Source organism: Afipia sp. OHSU_II-C1, from assembly GCF_000497575.1.
In the GTDB taxonomy this organism is placed as follows: Bacteria; Pseudomonadota; Alphaproteobacteria; order Rhizobiales; family Xanthobacteraceae; genus Afipia.
The window spans coordinates 184,797-199,155 of record NZ_APJI01000010.1 but is presented as its reverse complement, the minus strand read 5'-3'; the positions used below and the strand labels follow the sequence as shown (position 1 = coordinate 199,155).

Genomic DNA, 14,359 nt, shown 5'->3' with positions numbered 1-14,359 from the left:
CGCGCTTATCGATTGGGCCTGAGCCAACCCGAAAACCTTTTTCCACTTTTCGGGACCTACCCAACACTCAAAAGAAGTGGATCTGATTATGCGCATACTCGTTATCGGCGCCGGCGCGACAGGCGGATATTTCGGCGGCAGACTTTTGCAGGCGGGCCGCGATGTGACGTTTCTGGTGCGTCCGAAGCGGGCCGAGCTGTTGGCCAAGAACGGCCTCGTCATCAAAAGCCCGGTCGGCGACGTCACGCTCAAGAACCCGCCGACCATTCTGGCGGAAAAGATCACGACGCCATTCGACGTCATCATCCTGAGCTGCAAGGCCTACGACCTCGACAGCGCAATTGCATCCTTCGCCGCCGCCGTCGGCCCCGACACCGCGATCATTCCATTCCTCAACGGCATGAAGCACCTCGACGTGCTGGATGCGAAATTCGGGATCGACCGCGTCATGGGCGGACAATGCCAGGTCGCGGCGATGCTCGATGCGGAGGGCGTCATTCATCAGCTTACGCCAATGCACGCGATGTCCTTCGGCGAGCGCGGCACGCCGAAAGGCGATCGCGCCAAGCGCATCGAGACGACGCTGCAGGGCGCAATGTTCGATGCCAAGGCCAGCGATGTCATTGTTCAGGAAATGTACGAGAAGTGGGTGTTCCTCGCAACGCTGGCGGGCGCCACATCCCTGATGCGGGCGCCGGCCGGACACATCACCGGTGCGCCGGGCGGCGAACAGTTCATCCGCGGCCTTCGCGCGGAGATCGCCTCGGTGGCCGACGCGGCAGGTTATGCGCCGCGCGCTGAATTTCTGGAGCGCACAGGCGGCCTGCTGTTCGCACCGGGATCACAGATGACGGCATCGATGCTGCGCGATATCCGCAGCAATGCGCGGATCGAGGCCGACCAGATTATCGGCGATCTGATCCACCGCGCTGAGACCAACAAGAAGGGTGCGCTGAACGTGCCGCTGCTGCGCATCGTCTACACCCATTTGAAAGCGTACGAATCGCAGCTTGCGTGAGCCATTTGGCGATGTCTTGAAAACACAAAAAGGCCGGGTCAAACCCGGCCTTTTTCTTTCATTTCAAGGCAAGCGGCTTTTCCTCATCGAGGAAGTTCATCAGCTCGCGGAAGAATTGCATGCGGTTCTTTTCCATCATCACCGTGTGGGTGCCTTCGCTGATCTCGATCAGCCGCCAGTACGGCGCGTTCTTGAGTTGCTTGACGTAGTTCTGCGCGAGATAGCTCGGCAGATCGGCATCCCATTCGGCATGCAGCACAATCACCGGCACCGTGATCTTGCCGGGATCGAACAGCGCCTTGCCGGCCCCCCAGTAGAGCTGGGTGTCTTCCACCACACCGTTCGGCGCCCGCAACATCCCGGGATTTTTCGTCACCGAATCCGGATCCGTGGCCCAGGTCGCTTTGGCCCACGCGTCGAACACGCCGGGCGGAATGAGATCGGCCTTCTTGTTGTCCGGCACGTCCTTCAGCCAGCGTTCCTTGGCCGAATCCTTCGAGACAAGACGATACGCGCCAAGCTTCGGCCACTGCGCCGGCGGCGGTTCGGTGCGAATCCACTGCGGGGCGTAGAGCACGAGGCGGTTGACCTTGGCGTTGTTCTCACTGGTGTAGAGACCGACCGTCGATGTGCCCCACGACCAGCCCATCACATTGATCTTGGAGACGCCGCGCTTCTTGAGAATGTAATCCACCGCCGTGCCGAAATCCTTCGCGGCCACGCGCGTCTGGACGATGGGCTTGTTGTCGCCGGGCGGCTGGCTCATTTCCGAGGGCCGCGACGAGCGGCCATAACCGCGGATATCCACCAGATAGACGTCGTAGCCGCGCGCCGCGATCAGATCCATCATCGACTTGCCTTCGATCGGCAGATCGAACGCGGTCTCGGACGGATAGGTCGCGCCGTGGACATAAAGCAGAATTTTCTCAGGTGCGAATTTTTTCTGGCCCGCCGGATGCTTGTTGCGCACGAACAACTGGATGCCGGCATCGCCGGTCGGAATCATGGTGTCCGACGTCTCGAGCCTGACGTCTTTTGCCTGCGCGCTCACGCTGGCAAAGATTGCCACCGTGGAAAGACACGCCAAAGCAATTCGGGAAAATCTGCCGATCATCGAATCCTCCTGCGGACTTTATGTTTGAGCTTTATCACCCGGGCGATGGTCCGCTCTGCCTGAGCGAAGCGATGCTAGGCAGATTTCTTCTCGGTGAGTAGCGGCGGGTTTGCCGAGGCTGGTCTCCGGCAGGCGATGACAGCCAGAAACGACAAAGCCGCCTTGCGGCGGCTTGTCATTCGACGGCAACGATCCTGTCGTAACTGTCGGCCAAGATTCTCAATCGAGAATTTCTGGAGCGGGCGAAGGGATTCGAACCCTCGACCCCGACCTTGGCAAGGTCGTGCTCTACCCCTGAGCTACACCCGCATCAGAATTGGCGGGGCGCAAGCGCGCCGCCGGGCAAACCTATGCCAAATGCCGCCATGCAATGCAACAGGGCTGATCCTTTAATCCGCACCCCCGGTTCCGGCGATTTCGGGCCAAATCGATGTTTTCACGCGCCTTTGCGGCCTATCGCCCGATTGAAAATCCACCAAAAGGCCTCCATCTGTGGCTTTGCGCCGTTTCCGCCCTGACGCCCGCCCGGGCCGTGCGGAAATTTGCGCCTTCTGCATATCGGCCATTTTCACTGCGGCGGATCGAAACTGCCGGAAAATGCCCCGATCATGCTAGAAGCGGCTTTCTTTCATAAGACATGCGGCAGGCGAGGATCACGTGACCATAGTCGAGCAAGGCAACGGACCGGCGGCAATGACGCCCCCCGACCTCATCAAGGACACCACGACCCAGACCTTCGTGAAGGACGTCATCGAGGAATCGAAGCGCCAGCCGGTGCTGATCGACTTCTGGGCGCCATGGTGCGGCCCCTGCAAGCAGCTGACGCCGAGCCTTGAAAAGGCCGTCCGCGCCGCCAAGGGCAAGGTCAAGCTCGTCAAGATGAACATCGACGAGCATCCCGCGATTCCGGGGCAGATGGGCATCCAGTCGATCCCGGCCGTCATCGCCTTCGTCAACGGCCAGCCGGCCGACGGCTTCATGGGCGCGGTGCCTGAAAGCCAGGTCACGGCCTTTATCGACAAGCTGACCCAAGGCATGCCTTCGCCGGAAGGCGACATCGCCGAGGTCCTCAACGAGGCGGAGGCCGCGATGGCGGCAGGCGACGCGGCGACTGCCGCCTCGATCTACGCCGAAGTGCTCAGTGTCGACGCCACCAATCTCACCGCACTTGCCGGTCTCGCGCGGTGCTATGTCGCGACCGGTGCACTGGAGCAGGCCAGGCAGACGCTGGCCCTGGTGCCGGAGTCCAAGCGCAACGATGCCGCGATCTCCGCAGTGCAGACCATGCTCGATCTCGCCGAGCAGGCAAAGTCAGTCGGCCCCGTCGCAGAACTCGAGCAGAAAGTCGCCGCCAACCCGCTGGATCATCAGGCGCGTTTCGATCTCGCCGTCGCACTCAACGCCGGCGGCAAACGCGCCGAGGCGGCCAGCCACCTGCTGGACATCGTCAAGCGCGACCGCAAGTGGGACGATGACGGTGCACGCAAGAAGCTGGTGCAGTTCTTCGAAGCATGGGGGGCGGACGACGACGCGACCGTTGACAGCCGCAAGCGTTTGTCGACGATCCTTTTCTCCTGAAACTCCGATGGGGTTTCTTGCGCCTGAGTGAGGGAAGCGGATGCCGATTAACGCCGAATACCGTGGGCCCGCCGATCTGCCGAAAATCATTCCGGTGTTTCCGCTGCCGGGAGCGTTGTTGCTGCCGCGCGGCCAGATGCCGTTGAATATTTTCGAGCCGCGCTATCTTCAGATGGTGGATGACGCCTTCCGCGACGGCCACCGCCTGATCGGAATGATCCAGCCCGATGTCACCCATTCCCAGAGCAGCGAGCGGCCCTCGCTGTTCAAGGTCGGCTGTGTCGGGCGAATCACGCAACTCGCCGAGTCGGGCGACGGCCGCTACATTCTCGAGCTGACCGGCATTGCACGCTTCAAGGTGATGGAGGAGAAAACGGTTCTCACGCCCTATCGCCAGTGCCGCGTGGACTTTTCCGAATTCGTCGACGATTTCATCGCACGCAAAGGCGAGGAAAATGTTGATCGTCAGGCCCTGCTCCAGGCGCTTACGCAATTCCTGAAAGCCAACCAGCTCAAGGTCGATTGGGAAGGCATCGAAAGCGCGCCCAATGAAGCGCTCGTCAATGCGCTGGCGATGATGTCACCCTATGGGCCTGCGGAGAAGCAGGCACTGCTTGAAGCGCCGGATCTTAAAACCCGCGCCGAGATTCTAATCGCGGTGACCGAAATGGATCTCGCCAAGAAGCAGACCACTGGCGATCCGCCGCTGCAGTAATTTTTCGGATCTAGTATCCCGCGATCGCCGTCGCGACCACCGCGCTCAGCAAAATCCATCCGAAATGCCGTCCGCGCTTGGCCCAGGCATTGGCCGCAGCCGCGAAGGCGAACACCACGGCCATTGTGACAACGATCCAGTGGCGCGCGGCATCCGATCCCATCAGCGGGGCCGTCAGCAACAGCACTCCGCCGCCGATCCACGCCACCGTTCCGGTCTGCCAAACAAGGCGCAGCAAGGTTCGAAGCTGCGGAGGCTCAATGGTCATCCGGCCATTGCCCGAGGCGAATATTCTGGTTTCGCCAAGCGTGCCGTGAATCAGCGCCACGACGATCGCGAGACATCCCGAGATTTGCAGCAACAGATCGCGCATCGCTCTCTCCTCTCGCCATACATAACTGTATGGTGAACATATCCTGACGCTGGAGCATGTCAATACAGTTATGTATGGTGCTCTCGATGAGAACGTCATCCGCAAAGAACAGCCCCAAAGCTGATCAGCTCTCCGCCACGGACTGGCTCGATCAGGGCCTGATAACGCTCACCCGGAGCGGCTTTACCGCGCTGAAGGCCGAGCCGCTCGCGAAGGCGATGGGTGTCTCGCGCGGCAGCTTCTATTGGCACTTCGCCGATGTCGCAGCGTTCCACACCGCCCTGCTCAAACGCTGGCGCGACATCATGACCGAGCAGATCATCGCCAGGCTCGAACGTTTGCCGGAGGGTGAAAATCCCATCAGCGTGCTGCTGCGCCGCGCGTTCGGCGGCGGCAGGCTTCCGCTGGAGATTGCGGTTCGCACATGGGCGACTGTCGATCCGGCGGCACGCGCGGCGGTCCATGCCATCGACAGGCGGCGGCTGTCCTACATGGAAGACCAGTTCGCGATGAGAGGGTACTCACCGGCGCTCGCACGTGCCCGTGCCCAGATTCTTTACTGGACGTTTCTGGGCTTTACCCTGTCGGACAGACCGCTGCCGAAAGCGCGGCAAGATGAAATTCTCGAGGATCTGATCAGGATCGCCAACACACCGGAATAAGGACTGCGATAACGGAACCGGCCGGCCAGTTGATCCGGGCCGTGTTGGGTGTGATACAAAGACCGAGGCAATGCGTTGCCAAAGTATGGATGTGGAGTTGACCTATGACCTCGCCGTCTGAGCGGCCCGAAAGCGGTGTCGATCCCAAATTGCTGGAAATTCTGGTGTGCCCGCAGACCAAGGGGCCGCTGGAGTTCGACAGCGCGCGGCAGGAATTGATCTCGCGCTCGGCCAAGCTCGCCTATCCGATCCGCGACGGCATCCCGATCATGCTGCCGGAAGAAGCGCGCCGGATCGATTAAGAGCGGACCGCGCGCGCGACCCAGAACATCGCCGCCGAAGCGATGCCTTGCCCATAACACCGGACACCCGATGCGACCCTTCGCCCTCGAACGCTGGCACGACTTCATCAAGGCTCATGACGAGAAGGCGCTGTGGGACCTGCTGCACCCTGACGCCGTGTTTGAAAGTCCTGTCGTCCATACGCCGCAGCGCGGACGTGACATCACATTTAAGTATCTGGCCAGCGCCGGAACGGTGCTCGGCGGCCCCGGCTTCAAATATCTGAACGAGTGGCGCAACGAGAACGGCGCGGTGCTCGAATTCGAGAACGAAGTCGAGGGTATCAAGATCAACGGCGTCGACATCATCACCTTCAGCGAAGACGGACGCCAGATCACGCATTTCAAGGTGATGGTCCGCCCGCTGAAGGCGATCAACCTGCTGCATCGCCTGATGGGCGAACAACTGGCGAAGGCAGGTTAACCCTCGATTAGATTAATATTTAGGCTGGCTAACGATCAAGATGCCTTTCGCGGTCCTTACGACGCTGATGGCTGAGGTTCTGCTAATAAAGGAAATTGGCGTAGAAGATTGAACACCTAAAATTCGGGGTGAGCTGTCACCGACGATGATTCTGTCGCCCGCATAGAACATCGCCTCAGCAACAAAGACCTCATCCTTGATTTGGCCAATGATCGTCATGCATTCGTCTTGATCGCGAACGCACGCGTGAGGATGAACAATGCGAAATATGATTTTCGCAGGAGCATCCTTATCGAAAAACTCTGGATAATCGCTGGCACGACTCGCAGCAATAACCGTATCAATCTCAGCTACGCCGAGCTCTCCCAGAAAGCGAGCAAATGGCCTACGCCATTTTTCTGCGATAGGAGTCCCGAATGTCGACGGTTCAGCCACTAACGCAAGAGCTCTGACTGGAGACAATGCCAGCAGCATTGCGACAAGAAGCAGACAAACAAGTTTTCGGACTTTAACCATCAGCATCGGCCTAGAAGTTACAGCGCCTCGCCGCGCAGCAGCCGCGGCACCTCGCCCGAGAGACCTGCCGCCTGACGAATGAACGCGCTTTTCAGCGGCGGCACGCGATCGACCAGCCCGAGACCGATGTCGCGCACCGTGCGCAGCAGCGCCGACTTGTTCGAGAACAGCATGTTCAGCGAGTTGGTGGCGACGCCCATCGCCACGGTGTCGAACCGCCGCCAGCGCTGATAGCGCTCCAGCACATCCGCCTGTCCGTGATCGATGCCGAGCCGCGCCGCATCGACGATCACTTCCGCCAGCGCAGCCGCATCCTTCAGGCCCATGTTGAGGCCCTGTCCGGCGATGGGGTGAATCACATGGGCGGCGTCACCAACCAAAGCGAGGCGCTCCGCGATGAACGACCGCGCCACGAAATAGCCGAGCGGAAAGGCGCGCGGCTTGTCGAGCGCCTTCACTTCGCCGAGATGAAGCCCGAACCGCCTCTCGAGTTCAGCCTGAAATTCATTGTCGGGCAGTTCAACGATCCGCGCAGCCTCACAGCGGCTTTCGGTCCAGACCAGCGATGAGCGATTATTCTTCAGCGGCAGAATCGCGAACGGGCCCGCAGGCAGAAAATGTTCTTCGGCGCGGCCCTGATGATCGCGCTCGTGTCCGACGGTGACGACAATACCGGACTGATCGTAGTCCCAGCCATGGGTCGCAATGCCGGCGCGCTCGCGCAGTTTCGACTTTGCACCGTCGGCAGCAACCAGAAGCGAAGCATCGATGACGCGGCCATCGCTCAATGTGACGCGCGTGCCTTCGGCATTCGATTCATAGGCAGAAACTGCGACGGCGTTGAGCTCAACGCCTTCCGCTTCCGCGCGCGTCACCAGTGCATTGATCAGATGCCGGTTCTCGACCATGTGCGCGAACGGCTCGCCGGGCTCGACCTCGCCGGCGAATGTCAGGAAGACAGGCCGGGTCGCGTCGCCGAGATTCGAATCTGTCACCACCATGTCGAGGATCGGCTGGGCGCTCTCGGCCACCTGATCCCAGACGCCGACCACTTCAAACAGGCGGCGGCAGGCGGCCACGATCGCGGATGCGCGCGGATCGCGGCTCGGCCGCATGGCAAAGGCGGGATCTGCAACAACGATCGGAACGTCGGGGCCAAGACCCTGCCGCAGCGCCAGCGCCAGCCCCAGACCGGCGAATGCGCCTCCACCGATCACGATACTTCGTTGTGACGACATAAAGTCCGAACTTTCATAGGTGCATTTCGTTTCATGGCCGCCCTTGCCTCAGGCCCGGCCATGGGGGAAATATGCCCCGTGAATGGGTTTATCAGGGTTTGCGGGTCACCGGAAACCCGCTCGCCTTACCTGTAGGCCGAAGATCGGAACATCGTGAATGTCGAAAAGCCTGATTGATCTGTTGTCGATCCTCGATATCGAGCAACTCGAAGTGAACATGTTCCGCGGCGTCAGTCCCAAGACGCGCTGGCAACGTGTGTTCGGCGGGCAGGTGATCGGTCAGGCGATGGTAGCGGCCTGCCGCACCGTCGAGAATGTCGAGAAGCGGCTGCCGCATTCGCTGCACTGCTATTTCATCCTGCCCGGCGACCCGCAGATTCCGATCGTCTACGAGGTCGAGCGGCTGCGCGACGGCAAGAGCTATTCGACGCGGCGCGTCACCGCGATACAACACGGCCGGGCGATCTTCTCGATCATGGTGTCGTTCCACGCCGAGGAAGAAGGCTCGTTCAATCATCAGGACAAGATGCCCGACGTTCCGCCGCCGGAAAAACTCACAGCGGAGGAAGTCTCCAAGCAGCCGATGTTCAAGGAGATGCCGGAGTTCATCCGGCGCTACTATGAATCAGACCGGCCGATTGAATTGCGCCCGGTCGAACTCGGCCGCTACTTCGGCCACAAGATCGACGACGGCCGCATCCATATCTGGATTCGCACCGTCGCCAAACTGCCCGACGATCCGGCGCTGCACATGTGCGCACTGGCCTACGCGTCGGACTTCTCGCTGCTCGATGCGGTGATGGCGCGTTACGGCCGCACGCTGTTCGATCAGCGCATGATGCCTGCGAGCCTCGATCACGCGATGTGGTTTCACCGCCCGTTCCGCGCCGACGAATGGCTGCTCTACAGTCAGGACTCTCCGAGCGCGCAGGGGGGCCGCGGCCTGACGCGCGGGCTGATCTTCAAGCAGGACGGAACACTGGTCGCCTCCGTCGCGCAGGAAGGCTCGGTGCGCGAGCGCAAGGAAAAGCCGGTTCAGGCATGATCCCGAAAAGTGGGAACCGGTTTCGGATCAGATCATGCCCGAGTAAAAGAAACCGACGCTGGCTAACTTTCGCATCATCGCGTTGTGTTACGCCAGCCGTTCTTCCGCAGAAAACTGCGAAACGTACCAGCGGGTGTACCAGCTCATCACCCATGGAATCGGAATGATCAGCACGCAGCCGATGGAGAACACCAGCGTTCGCCACAGCACCTCAAGTCCTGTCGCGTTGAACGAAATGGCGCGCCGCGTGCCGCCGATGTTGGCGCAGATCCACCGCATCCAGTAGACGACAACCCAGGCCCAGCCGATGATGGTGATGAAAGACAGCGCCATCAGAAGATACCAGCCGATATAGACCCAAGGGCTGCCGTCGAAACTGATCTGGAGCGGACGACCCTCCGATGTGATGTTCGCCATCACCCAGCGCACCGTCATCCACGACAGATACGCCTGAACCGGGAATAACAGGTATTCAAGATAGGGAATGCCAAGGAGCCCGACATACGTCATCAGCGCCAGCCCGACAAACACATACCAGATGTCGAGCGGCTTGCCGGTGAAGCCGAGATAACCTCGCTGCGGCACATGAATGCGCGAGACGATCCAGCCGTAGAAGCTCGCCGCCACCCATGGCGCCGGAACGACCAGCAGGAATCCGATCACGAAAACCAGTGCGCGGCCAAGCATCTCCCAGATGCCGATGTCGATCGAAAACGATCCGCCGGACGGATCGCCATTGGCGGAGGGGACCGATGCGCCGGGGCGCGGAATTGCCGGCGGCGCAACTCCGCCAGAAAGCAGCCCCGGAATATCGCCGGCATATTTCCAGTCCTGCATGCCGTCGGCCCACACATAAGTGTCCGGCTTGATGCTTCCCCGCGCGATCAGATCTCGAAATTCGTCTTCGGAATACGGGCCTTCCTGCTTATCCCCGGCAGCAACAAACCAAGATCGGCCCGGCATGATATTTCCTTTGTTTGTGGGACAACGGAGCGCCGGACCAGCCGCGAGGAAATCCTGCGGCATCAATGGCAATCGGTCTCAGCCCCCGAGACGGCGGATGCTACAAACGGACCGCGCTTTGCCGCAACGATTTTCAATCGAACCTGCATATTTTTCTGCCCGATTGCCCAAAAAGGTAGCGGTTTCGCGCGGGCCCGAGTAAAGACTCGTGACGCTGCCGCACTGATTTTAAGGGATGAAGCGCTCCATGAAGCTGATCACCGCCATCATCAAGCCCTTCAAGCTTGAGGAGGTTCGTCTGGCCCTGACCGAAATCGGCGTGCACGGCATGACCGTGACCGAGGTGAAGGGTTTCGGCCGCCAGAAGGGCCACACCGAAATCTACCGCGGCGCAGAGTACATCGTGAACTTCCTGCCCAAGCTGCGGATCGAGATCGCGGTTGGGTCCGACCTCGCCGACAAGGCTGTGCAGGTCATCACCGCCGGTGCGCGCACCGGCCAGATCGGTGACGGCAAGGTTTTCGTCACGCCGATCGAAAATGCCGTCCGCATCCGGACCGGCGAGACCGACAACGACGCACTTTAATTTTCTGGAATACGCATCACGACTGCAGCGGCGCACGCAAGACGCCGCAAGGTCTTCCTAGCCGGGGGGATTACCATGTTGAGATTGCCGCGTGCGGTCGCACATTTTGCGGCGGCGTTTTCTGCTGCGGGCTTCGCCCTTGCATCTGCAACGCCGGCCCTCGCTGAAACCGTCAAGATCGATGCCGCCGATACGGCGTGGATGATCACGGCGACCGCGCTCGTGCTGATGATGACGATACCGGGTCTTGCGCTGTTCTATGCTGGTATGGTGCGCAAGAAAAACGTGCTGGCGACCATGGCGCAAAGCCTGATCGCAGTGGCGCTGATTTCCATTCTGTGGGTGATCTACGGTTACAGCCTGGTGTTCGTCGGCGACGGCGCATGGCTCGGCACACTGGAGCGCTTCCTGCTGGCCGGCATGACGATGGACGGCGTGAACAGTGCAGCGAAGACCATTCCCGAGGCGCTGTTCGTGATCTACCAGATGACCTTCGCGGTCATCACTGTCGCGCTGGTGGCGGGATCGGTTGCGGACCGCATGCGCTTTTCATCCTACGTCCTGTTTTGCATCGGCTGGTTTACGGTCGTGTACATTCCGCTGGCGCACTGGGTGTGGGGCGGCGGCTTTCTCGCGCAGGCCGGCGTTCTCGATTTCGCCGGCGGCCTTGTGGTTCATCTCAGCGCCGGCACCGCGGGTCTGGTCGCAGCCGTTGTGATGGGACGACGCCGCGGCTACGGCACCGAGAACCTTGCGCCCTACGATCTTTCGCTGGCGGTGATCGGCACCGGCCTGTTGTGGGTCGGCTGGTTCGGCTTCAACGGCGGCTCGGCCTTGCAGGCCAACTCACGCGCCGTGATGGCGATCCTCGCAACCCATCTGGCAGCCTGCGCCGGCGCGCTGACGTGGAGCGCGATCGAATGGGTCACGCGGCGCAAGCCGTCGGTGCTCGGCATGATCTCCGGCGCCGTTGCGGGGCTCGGCACGATCACACCCGCCTCGGGCTTCGTGGAGCCCTGGCATGGCATCGTGATCGGTGTGGCGGCCGGCGTGATTTGTTTCTGGGCCTGCACCAGCCTCAAGCACCGCTTCAACTATGACGACACCCTCGACGTGTTCGGCATCCACGGCATCGGCGGGCTGCTGGGCACCCTGATGACCGGCATCTTCGCGACCGCCGCCATTGGCGGGACCGCTGGGCTGATCGAGGGCAATCCCAGGCTGCTGCTGACCCAGGCCTATGGCGTGGCCGTTGTGTTCGTTTGGACGGGCGGGATGACGTTCGTCTTGCTCAAAATGGTCGACATGCTGGCGGGCCTGCGGGTTCCGCACGAGCATGAGGTCGAAGGGCTCGACATCACCCAGCACGGCGAAGCGCTCCAATAATCGCCCCATTTGGTTGGATTTACCCCCGCGTTTTCGGCGGCCGGATACCTTTTGCTTGTCCGATGGGCACGAATGTGTCGGCAGTCTGGTGTGCCTATGTTTTTGGCATCACTGTCACTGTTTTAGGCGCGACAAAACAGCCCAATTTCTTCGCACCCCCTCCGGAGCCAAAAACCCTCGGATTCATAAACCGTTAGGGATTTCGCCGGTTCTGGCACGGCATTTGATTCTAAGGGACCCGGCTGTGCCCGTGGAGTGATCTGTCTTCGCGCGGTGACCCTCAGTCGAGAACGCCCGGTCCGTACGACCGGGCCCAAGCGGGGAAGTACCCATGAAAATTGTTATGGCCATCATCAAGCCATTCAAGCTGGAAGAGGTCCGTGATGCCCTGACCGCCATCGGCGTTCACGGTCTCACGGTGACGGAAGTCAAGGGATATGGCCGCCAGAAAGGCCACACGGAAATCTACCGCGGCGCTGAATACGCCGTCAGTTTCCTGCCCAAGATCAAGATCGAGGTCGCTGTCGCCTCGTCCCAAGTCGACAAGACCATCGAAGCGATCACCGGTGCTGCAAAGACCGGCCAGATCGGCGACGGCAAAATCTTCGTCATCAATCTCGACCATGCGGTTCGCATCCGCACGGGCGAGGCCGATGACGCGGCGCTCTGATTTCGCGCAAACCTCATCTTATCAGGAGTACAAACAAATGACGTTCAAGCGTCCCACCAGCGCGGGATTGGCAGCTCTCGCCGTCGGCCTCTTCGCTACGACAGCCGCCTACGCCGCGCCAACCGTCAACAAGGGCGATAATGCCTGGATGATGACAGCAACAGTTCTCGTGCTGTTGATGACCATCCCGGGCCTCGCGCTGTTCTACGGCGGCCTCGTCCGCTCCAAGAACATGCTGTCCGTGCTGATGCAGGTTTTCTACACCGTCTGCATCGTCTGCGTGATCTGGGCCCTCTACGGCTACAGCCTTGCATTCACCGGCGGTTCGGATTTCATCGGCGGCTTCTCCAAAGCCTTTATGTCCGGCATCACGACCGACTCGATGGCGGCGACGTTCTCGGTCGATGCCAACATCTCGGAAATGATCTATTTCTGCTTCCAGATGACCTTCGCCGCGATCACGCCGGCCCTCATCGTCGGCGCCTTTGCCGAACGTATGAAGTTCGCAGCTATCGCGCTGTTCATCCCGCTCTGGGTGACGCTGATCTACTTCCCGATGGCCCACATGGTTTGGTACTGGGCCGGACCGGACGCGATCAGCGATGCAGCCAAGGCACTGGCAGCCGCGGCTGACGGCGCTGCAAAGACTGCGGCACAGGCGAAACTCGACGAGGTGATGGCTGACGGCGGCTTCCTGTTCAAGAAGGGCGCTCTCGATTTCGCAGGCGGCACGGTGGTGCACATCAACGCCGGTATCGCAGGTCTCGTCGGCGCTCTCCTGATCGGCAAGCGCACCGGCTACGGCAAGGAGCTGATGGCTCCGCACTCGCTGACCATGACCATGATCGGCGCTTCGCTGCTCTGGGTGGGCTGGTTCGGCTTCAACGCCGGATCGAACCTCGAAGCTTCGGGCGGCGCTGCTCTCGCGATGACCAACTCCTTCCTGGCAACCGCTGCTGCGGCCCTGTCCTGGATGTTCGCGGAGTGGATGATCAAGGGTCATCCGTCGGTCCTCGGCGCGTTGTCGGGTGCGGTCGCGGGTCTCGTTGCCGTCACTCCGGCTTGCGGCTTCGCAGGTCCGATGGGCGCAATCGTTCTCGGCCTCGTCGTCGGCGTCGTCTGCCTGTTCTTCTGTACGGTTGTGAAGAACGCGCTCGGCTATGACGACTCGCTCGACGTGTTCGGCGTCCACTGCATCGGCGGCATCGTCGGCGCTCTCGGCACCGGCATCCTGGTCAACCCTGCCCTCGGCGGCACCGGCGTCATGGACTACGTCACCGGCAAGATCGGCGACTACGACATGGTCGCTCAGATGATCTCGCAGAGCTGGGGCGTGGGCACCACGCTGCTGTTCTCGGGCATCGGTTCGGCGATCATCTACAAGGTCGTCGACGTGATCGTCGGTCTGCGCGTTCCGGTCGAGCAGGAGCGCGAAGGTCTGGATCTCACCGACCACACCGAGCGCGCCTACAACATGTAAGCGACCTGCCGCGATCCTTACGGGTCGCGGCGACTTCTCTGGTGAGCATGATCTTATCGGAAAACCGGTTTCCACTTTTCCGGATCATCCTTCTGAACAACGGTTGGGGCACAAACCCGGCAATGCCCCTTCCGTCGGAGGGCCCCAGCACAAGCTGGGGCCCTTACTTTTTCAGACAGGTTCATCTCTCGGGGAGCGCCGCAAACCATGCCCGCGCCGCGATGGTTAATCGCGTCTTAACCTCGCCGCA

16 protein-coding genes and 1 tRNA gene are annotated in these 14,359 nt (G+C 60.9%); 11 read left to right on the top strand and 6 right to left on the bottom strand.

Features of this window, described 5'->3' with window-relative positions:
- Positions 1-88: 88 nt before the first annotated feature.
- A complete protein-coding gene (panE, locus tag I554_RS0110505; RefSeq protein ID WP_024576821.1) occupies positions 89-1,018 on the top strand; it encodes a 2-dehydropantoate 2-reductase in 930 nt (309 codons plus the stop codon).
- 58 nt (positions 1,019-1,076) lie between these two features.
- On the opposite strand, the gene I554_RS0110500 is transcribed toward panE, so the two are convergent.
- Both I554_RS0110500 and I554_RS0110495 read right to left on the bottom strand, forming a co-directional pair.
- A complete protein-coding gene (locus I554_RS0110500) occupies positions 1,077-2,132 on the bottom strand; it encodes an alpha/beta fold hydrolase (protein WP_024576820.1) in 1,056 nt (351 codons plus the stop codon).
- Between the two features lie 234 nt (positions 2,133-2,366).
- Positions 2,367-2,441: transfer RNA gene (locus I554_RS0110495), tRNA-Gly, on the bottom strand.
- A 348-nt stretch (positions 2,442-2,789) separates the two neighbouring features.
- Here I554_RS0110495 and trxA point away from each other — a divergent pair.
- Positions 2,790-3,710 (top strand): thioredoxin, encoded by a 921-nt coding sequence (gene trxA, locus I554_RS0110490; protein ID WP_024576819.1) that lies wholly within the window; start codon positions 2,790-2,792, stop codon positions 3,708-3,710.
- A gap of 40 nt (positions 3,711-3,750) precedes the next feature.
- Positions 3,751-4,425 carry an LON peptidase substrate-binding domain-containing protein gene (locus I554_RS0110485; protein ID WP_024576818.1) on the top strand — a complete coding sequence of 225 codons (675 nt, stop codon included), beginning with the start codon at positions 3,751-3,753 and terminating at the stop codon, positions 4,423-4,425.
- A gap of 10 nt (positions 4,426-4,435) precedes the next feature.
- Here I554_RS0110485 and I554_RS0110480 read toward each other — a convergent pair whose 3' ends face one another.
- Positions 4,436-4,798: a hypothetical protein gene (locus I554_RS0110480; RefSeq protein ID WP_024576817.1), complete on the bottom strand. Its 363-nt coding sequence runs from the start codon at positions 4,796-4,798 to the stop codon at positions 4,436-4,438.
- Between the two features lie 86 nt (positions 4,799-4,884).
- Here I554_RS0110480 and I554_RS0110475 point away from each other — a divergent pair, with 86 nt between their 5' ends.
- The 3 genes from I554_RS0110475 (at position 4,885) to I554_RS0110465 (ending at position 6,225) form a co-directional block, all read left to right on the top strand.
- A complete protein-coding gene (locus I554_RS0110475) occupies positions 4,885-5,460 on the top strand; it encodes a TetR/AcrR family transcriptional regulator (protein ID WP_029659486.1) in 576 nt (191 codons plus the stop codon).
- Positions 5,461-5,564: 104 nt separating this feature from the next.
- Positions 5,565-5,762: a Trm112 family protein gene (locus tag I554_RS0110470; RefSeq protein WP_019199222.1), complete on the top strand. Its 198-nt coding sequence runs from the start codon at positions 5,565-5,567 to the stop codon at positions 5,760-5,762.
- 70 nt (positions 5,763-5,832) lie between these two features.
- Positions 5,833-6,225, top strand: a complete 393-nt coding sequence (locus I554_RS0110465) for a nuclear transport factor 2 family protein (RefSeq protein ID WP_024576815.1) — start codon at positions 5,833-5,835, stop codon at positions 6,223-6,225.
- A gap of 12 nt (positions 6,226-6,237) precedes the next feature.
- Here the strand turns inward: I554_RS0110465 and I554_RS0110460 are convergent, their stop codons facing one another.
- Both I554_RS0110460 and I554_RS0110455 read right to left on the bottom strand, forming a co-directional pair.
- A complete protein-coding gene (locus I554_RS0110460) occupies positions 6,238-6,741 on the bottom strand; it encodes a hypothetical protein (protein WP_152527622.1) in 504 nt (167 codons plus the stop codon).
- Between the two features lie 17 nt (positions 6,742-6,758).
- Positions 6,759-7,979: a ubiquinone biosynthesis hydroxylase gene (locus I554_RS0110455; protein WP_024576813.1), complete on the bottom strand. Its 1,221-nt coding sequence runs from the start codon at positions 7,977-7,979 to the stop codon at positions 6,759-6,761.
- Positions 7,980-8,136: 157 nt separating this feature from the next.
- Here I554_RS0110455 and tesB point away from each other — a divergent pair, with 157 nt between their 5' ends.
- Complete coding sequence (tesB, locus tag I554_RS0110450) at positions 8,137-9,024, top strand: acyl-CoA thioesterase II (RefSeq protein ID WP_024576812.1); 888 nt, start codon at positions 8,137-8,139, stop codon at positions 9,022-9,024.
- A gap of 87 nt (positions 9,025-9,111) precedes the next feature.
- On the opposite strand, the gene I554_RS0110445 is transcribed toward tesB, so the two are convergent.
- The gene (locus I554_RS0110445) at positions 9,112-9,987 is read right to left on the bottom strand and encodes a DUF4339 domain-containing protein (RefSeq protein ID WP_024576811.1); all 876 of its coding nucleotides are present in this window, start codon (positions 9,985-9,987) and stop codon (positions 9,112-9,114) included.
- 247 nt (positions 9,988-10,234) lie between these two features.
- On the opposite strand from I554_RS0110445, the gene I554_RS0110440 reads away from it, so the two are divergent.
- From I554_RS0110440 to I554_RS0110425, 4 genes are all read left to right on the top strand, one after another.
- Complete coding sequence (locus I554_RS0110440) at positions 10,235-10,573, top strand: P-II family nitrogen regulator (RefSeq protein ID WP_024576810.1); 339 nt, start codon at positions 10,235-10,237, stop codon at positions 10,571-10,573.
- 75 nt (positions 10,574-10,648) lie between these two features.
- On the top strand, positions 10,649-11,959 hold the full coding sequence (locus tag I554_RS0110435; protein ID WP_024576809.1) for an ammonium transporter: 1,311 nt from the start codon (positions 10,649-10,651) through the stop codon (positions 11,957-11,959).
- Positions 11,960-12,290: 331 nt separating this feature from the next.
- Positions 12,291-12,629: a P-II family nitrogen regulator gene (locus I554_RS0110430; RefSeq protein WP_002713927.1), complete on the top strand. Its 339-nt coding sequence runs from the start codon at positions 12,291-12,293 to the stop codon at positions 12,627-12,629.
- Between the two features lie 37 nt (positions 12,630-12,666).
- Entirely contained in the window at positions 12,667-14,109 is a 1,443-nt protein-coding gene (locus I554_RS0110425) for an ammonium transporter (protein ID WP_024576808.1), read from the top strand.
- Positions 14,110-14,359: the final 250 nt, after the last annotated feature.

What these genes read in the sequence shown, in the direction of transcription:
- panE (WP_024576821.1), top strand. Translation starts at nt 89, where the DNA reads ATGCGCATACTCGTTATCGGCGCCGGCGCGACAGGCGGATATTTCGGC.
- I554_RS0110500 (WP_024576820.1), bottom strand. Translation starts at nt 2,132, where the DNA reads ATGATCGGCAGATTTTCCCGAATTGCTTTGGCGTGTCTTTCCACGGTG.
- I554_RS0110485 (WP_024576818.1), top strand. Translation starts at nt 3,751, where the DNA reads ATGCCGATTAACGCCGAATACCGTGGGCCCGCCGATCTGCCGAAAATC.
- I554_RS0110480 (WP_024576817.1), bottom strand. Translation starts at nt 4,798, where the DNA reads ATGCGCGATCTGTTGCTGCAAATCTCGGGATGTCTCGCGATCGTCGTG.
- I554_RS0110475 (WP_029659486.1), top strand. Translation starts at nt 4,885, where the DNA reads ATGAGAACGTCATCCGCAAAGAACAGCCCCAAAGCTGATCAGCTCTCC.
- I554_RS0110470 (WP_019199222.1), top strand. Translation starts at nt 5,565, where the DNA reads ATGACCTCGCCGTCTGAGCGGCCCGAAAGCGGTGTCGATCCCAAATTG.
- I554_RS0110465 (WP_024576815.1), top strand. Translation starts at nt 5,833, where the DNA reads ATGCGACCCTTCGCCCTCGAACGCTGGCACGACTTCATCAAGGCTCAT.
- I554_RS0110460 (WP_152527622.1), bottom strand. Translation starts at nt 6,741, where the DNA reads ATGGTTAAAGTCCGAAAACTTGTTTGTCTGCTTCTTGTCGCAATGCTG.
- I554_RS0110455 (WP_024576813.1), bottom strand. Translation starts at nt 7,979, where the DNA reads ATGTCGTCACAACGAAGTATCGTGATCGGTGGAGGCGCATTCGCCGGT.
- tesB (WP_024576812.1), top strand. Translation starts at nt 8,137, where the DNA reads ATGTCGAAAAGCCTGATTGATCTGTTGTCGATCCTCGATATCGAGCAA.
- I554_RS0110445 (WP_024576811.1), bottom strand. Translation starts at nt 9,987, where the DNA reads ATGCCGGGCCGATCTTGGTTTGTTGCTGCCGGGGATAAGCAGGAAGGC.
- I554_RS0110440 (WP_024576810.1), top strand. Translation starts at nt 10,235, where the DNA reads ATGAAGCTGATCACCGCCATCATCAAGCCCTTCAAGCTTGAGGAGGTT.
- I554_RS0110435 (WP_024576809.1), top strand. Translation starts at nt 10,649, where the DNA reads ATGTTGAGATTGCCGCGTGCGGTCGCACATTTTGCGGCGGCGTTTTCT.
- I554_RS0110430 (WP_002713927.1), top strand. Translation starts at nt 12,291, where the DNA reads ATGAAAATTGTTATGGCCATCATCAAGCCATTCAAGCTGGAAGAGGTC.
- I554_RS0110425 (WP_024576808.1), top strand. Translation starts at nt 12,667, where the DNA reads ATGACGTTCAAGCGTCCCACCAGCGCGGGATTGGCAGCTCTCGCCGTC.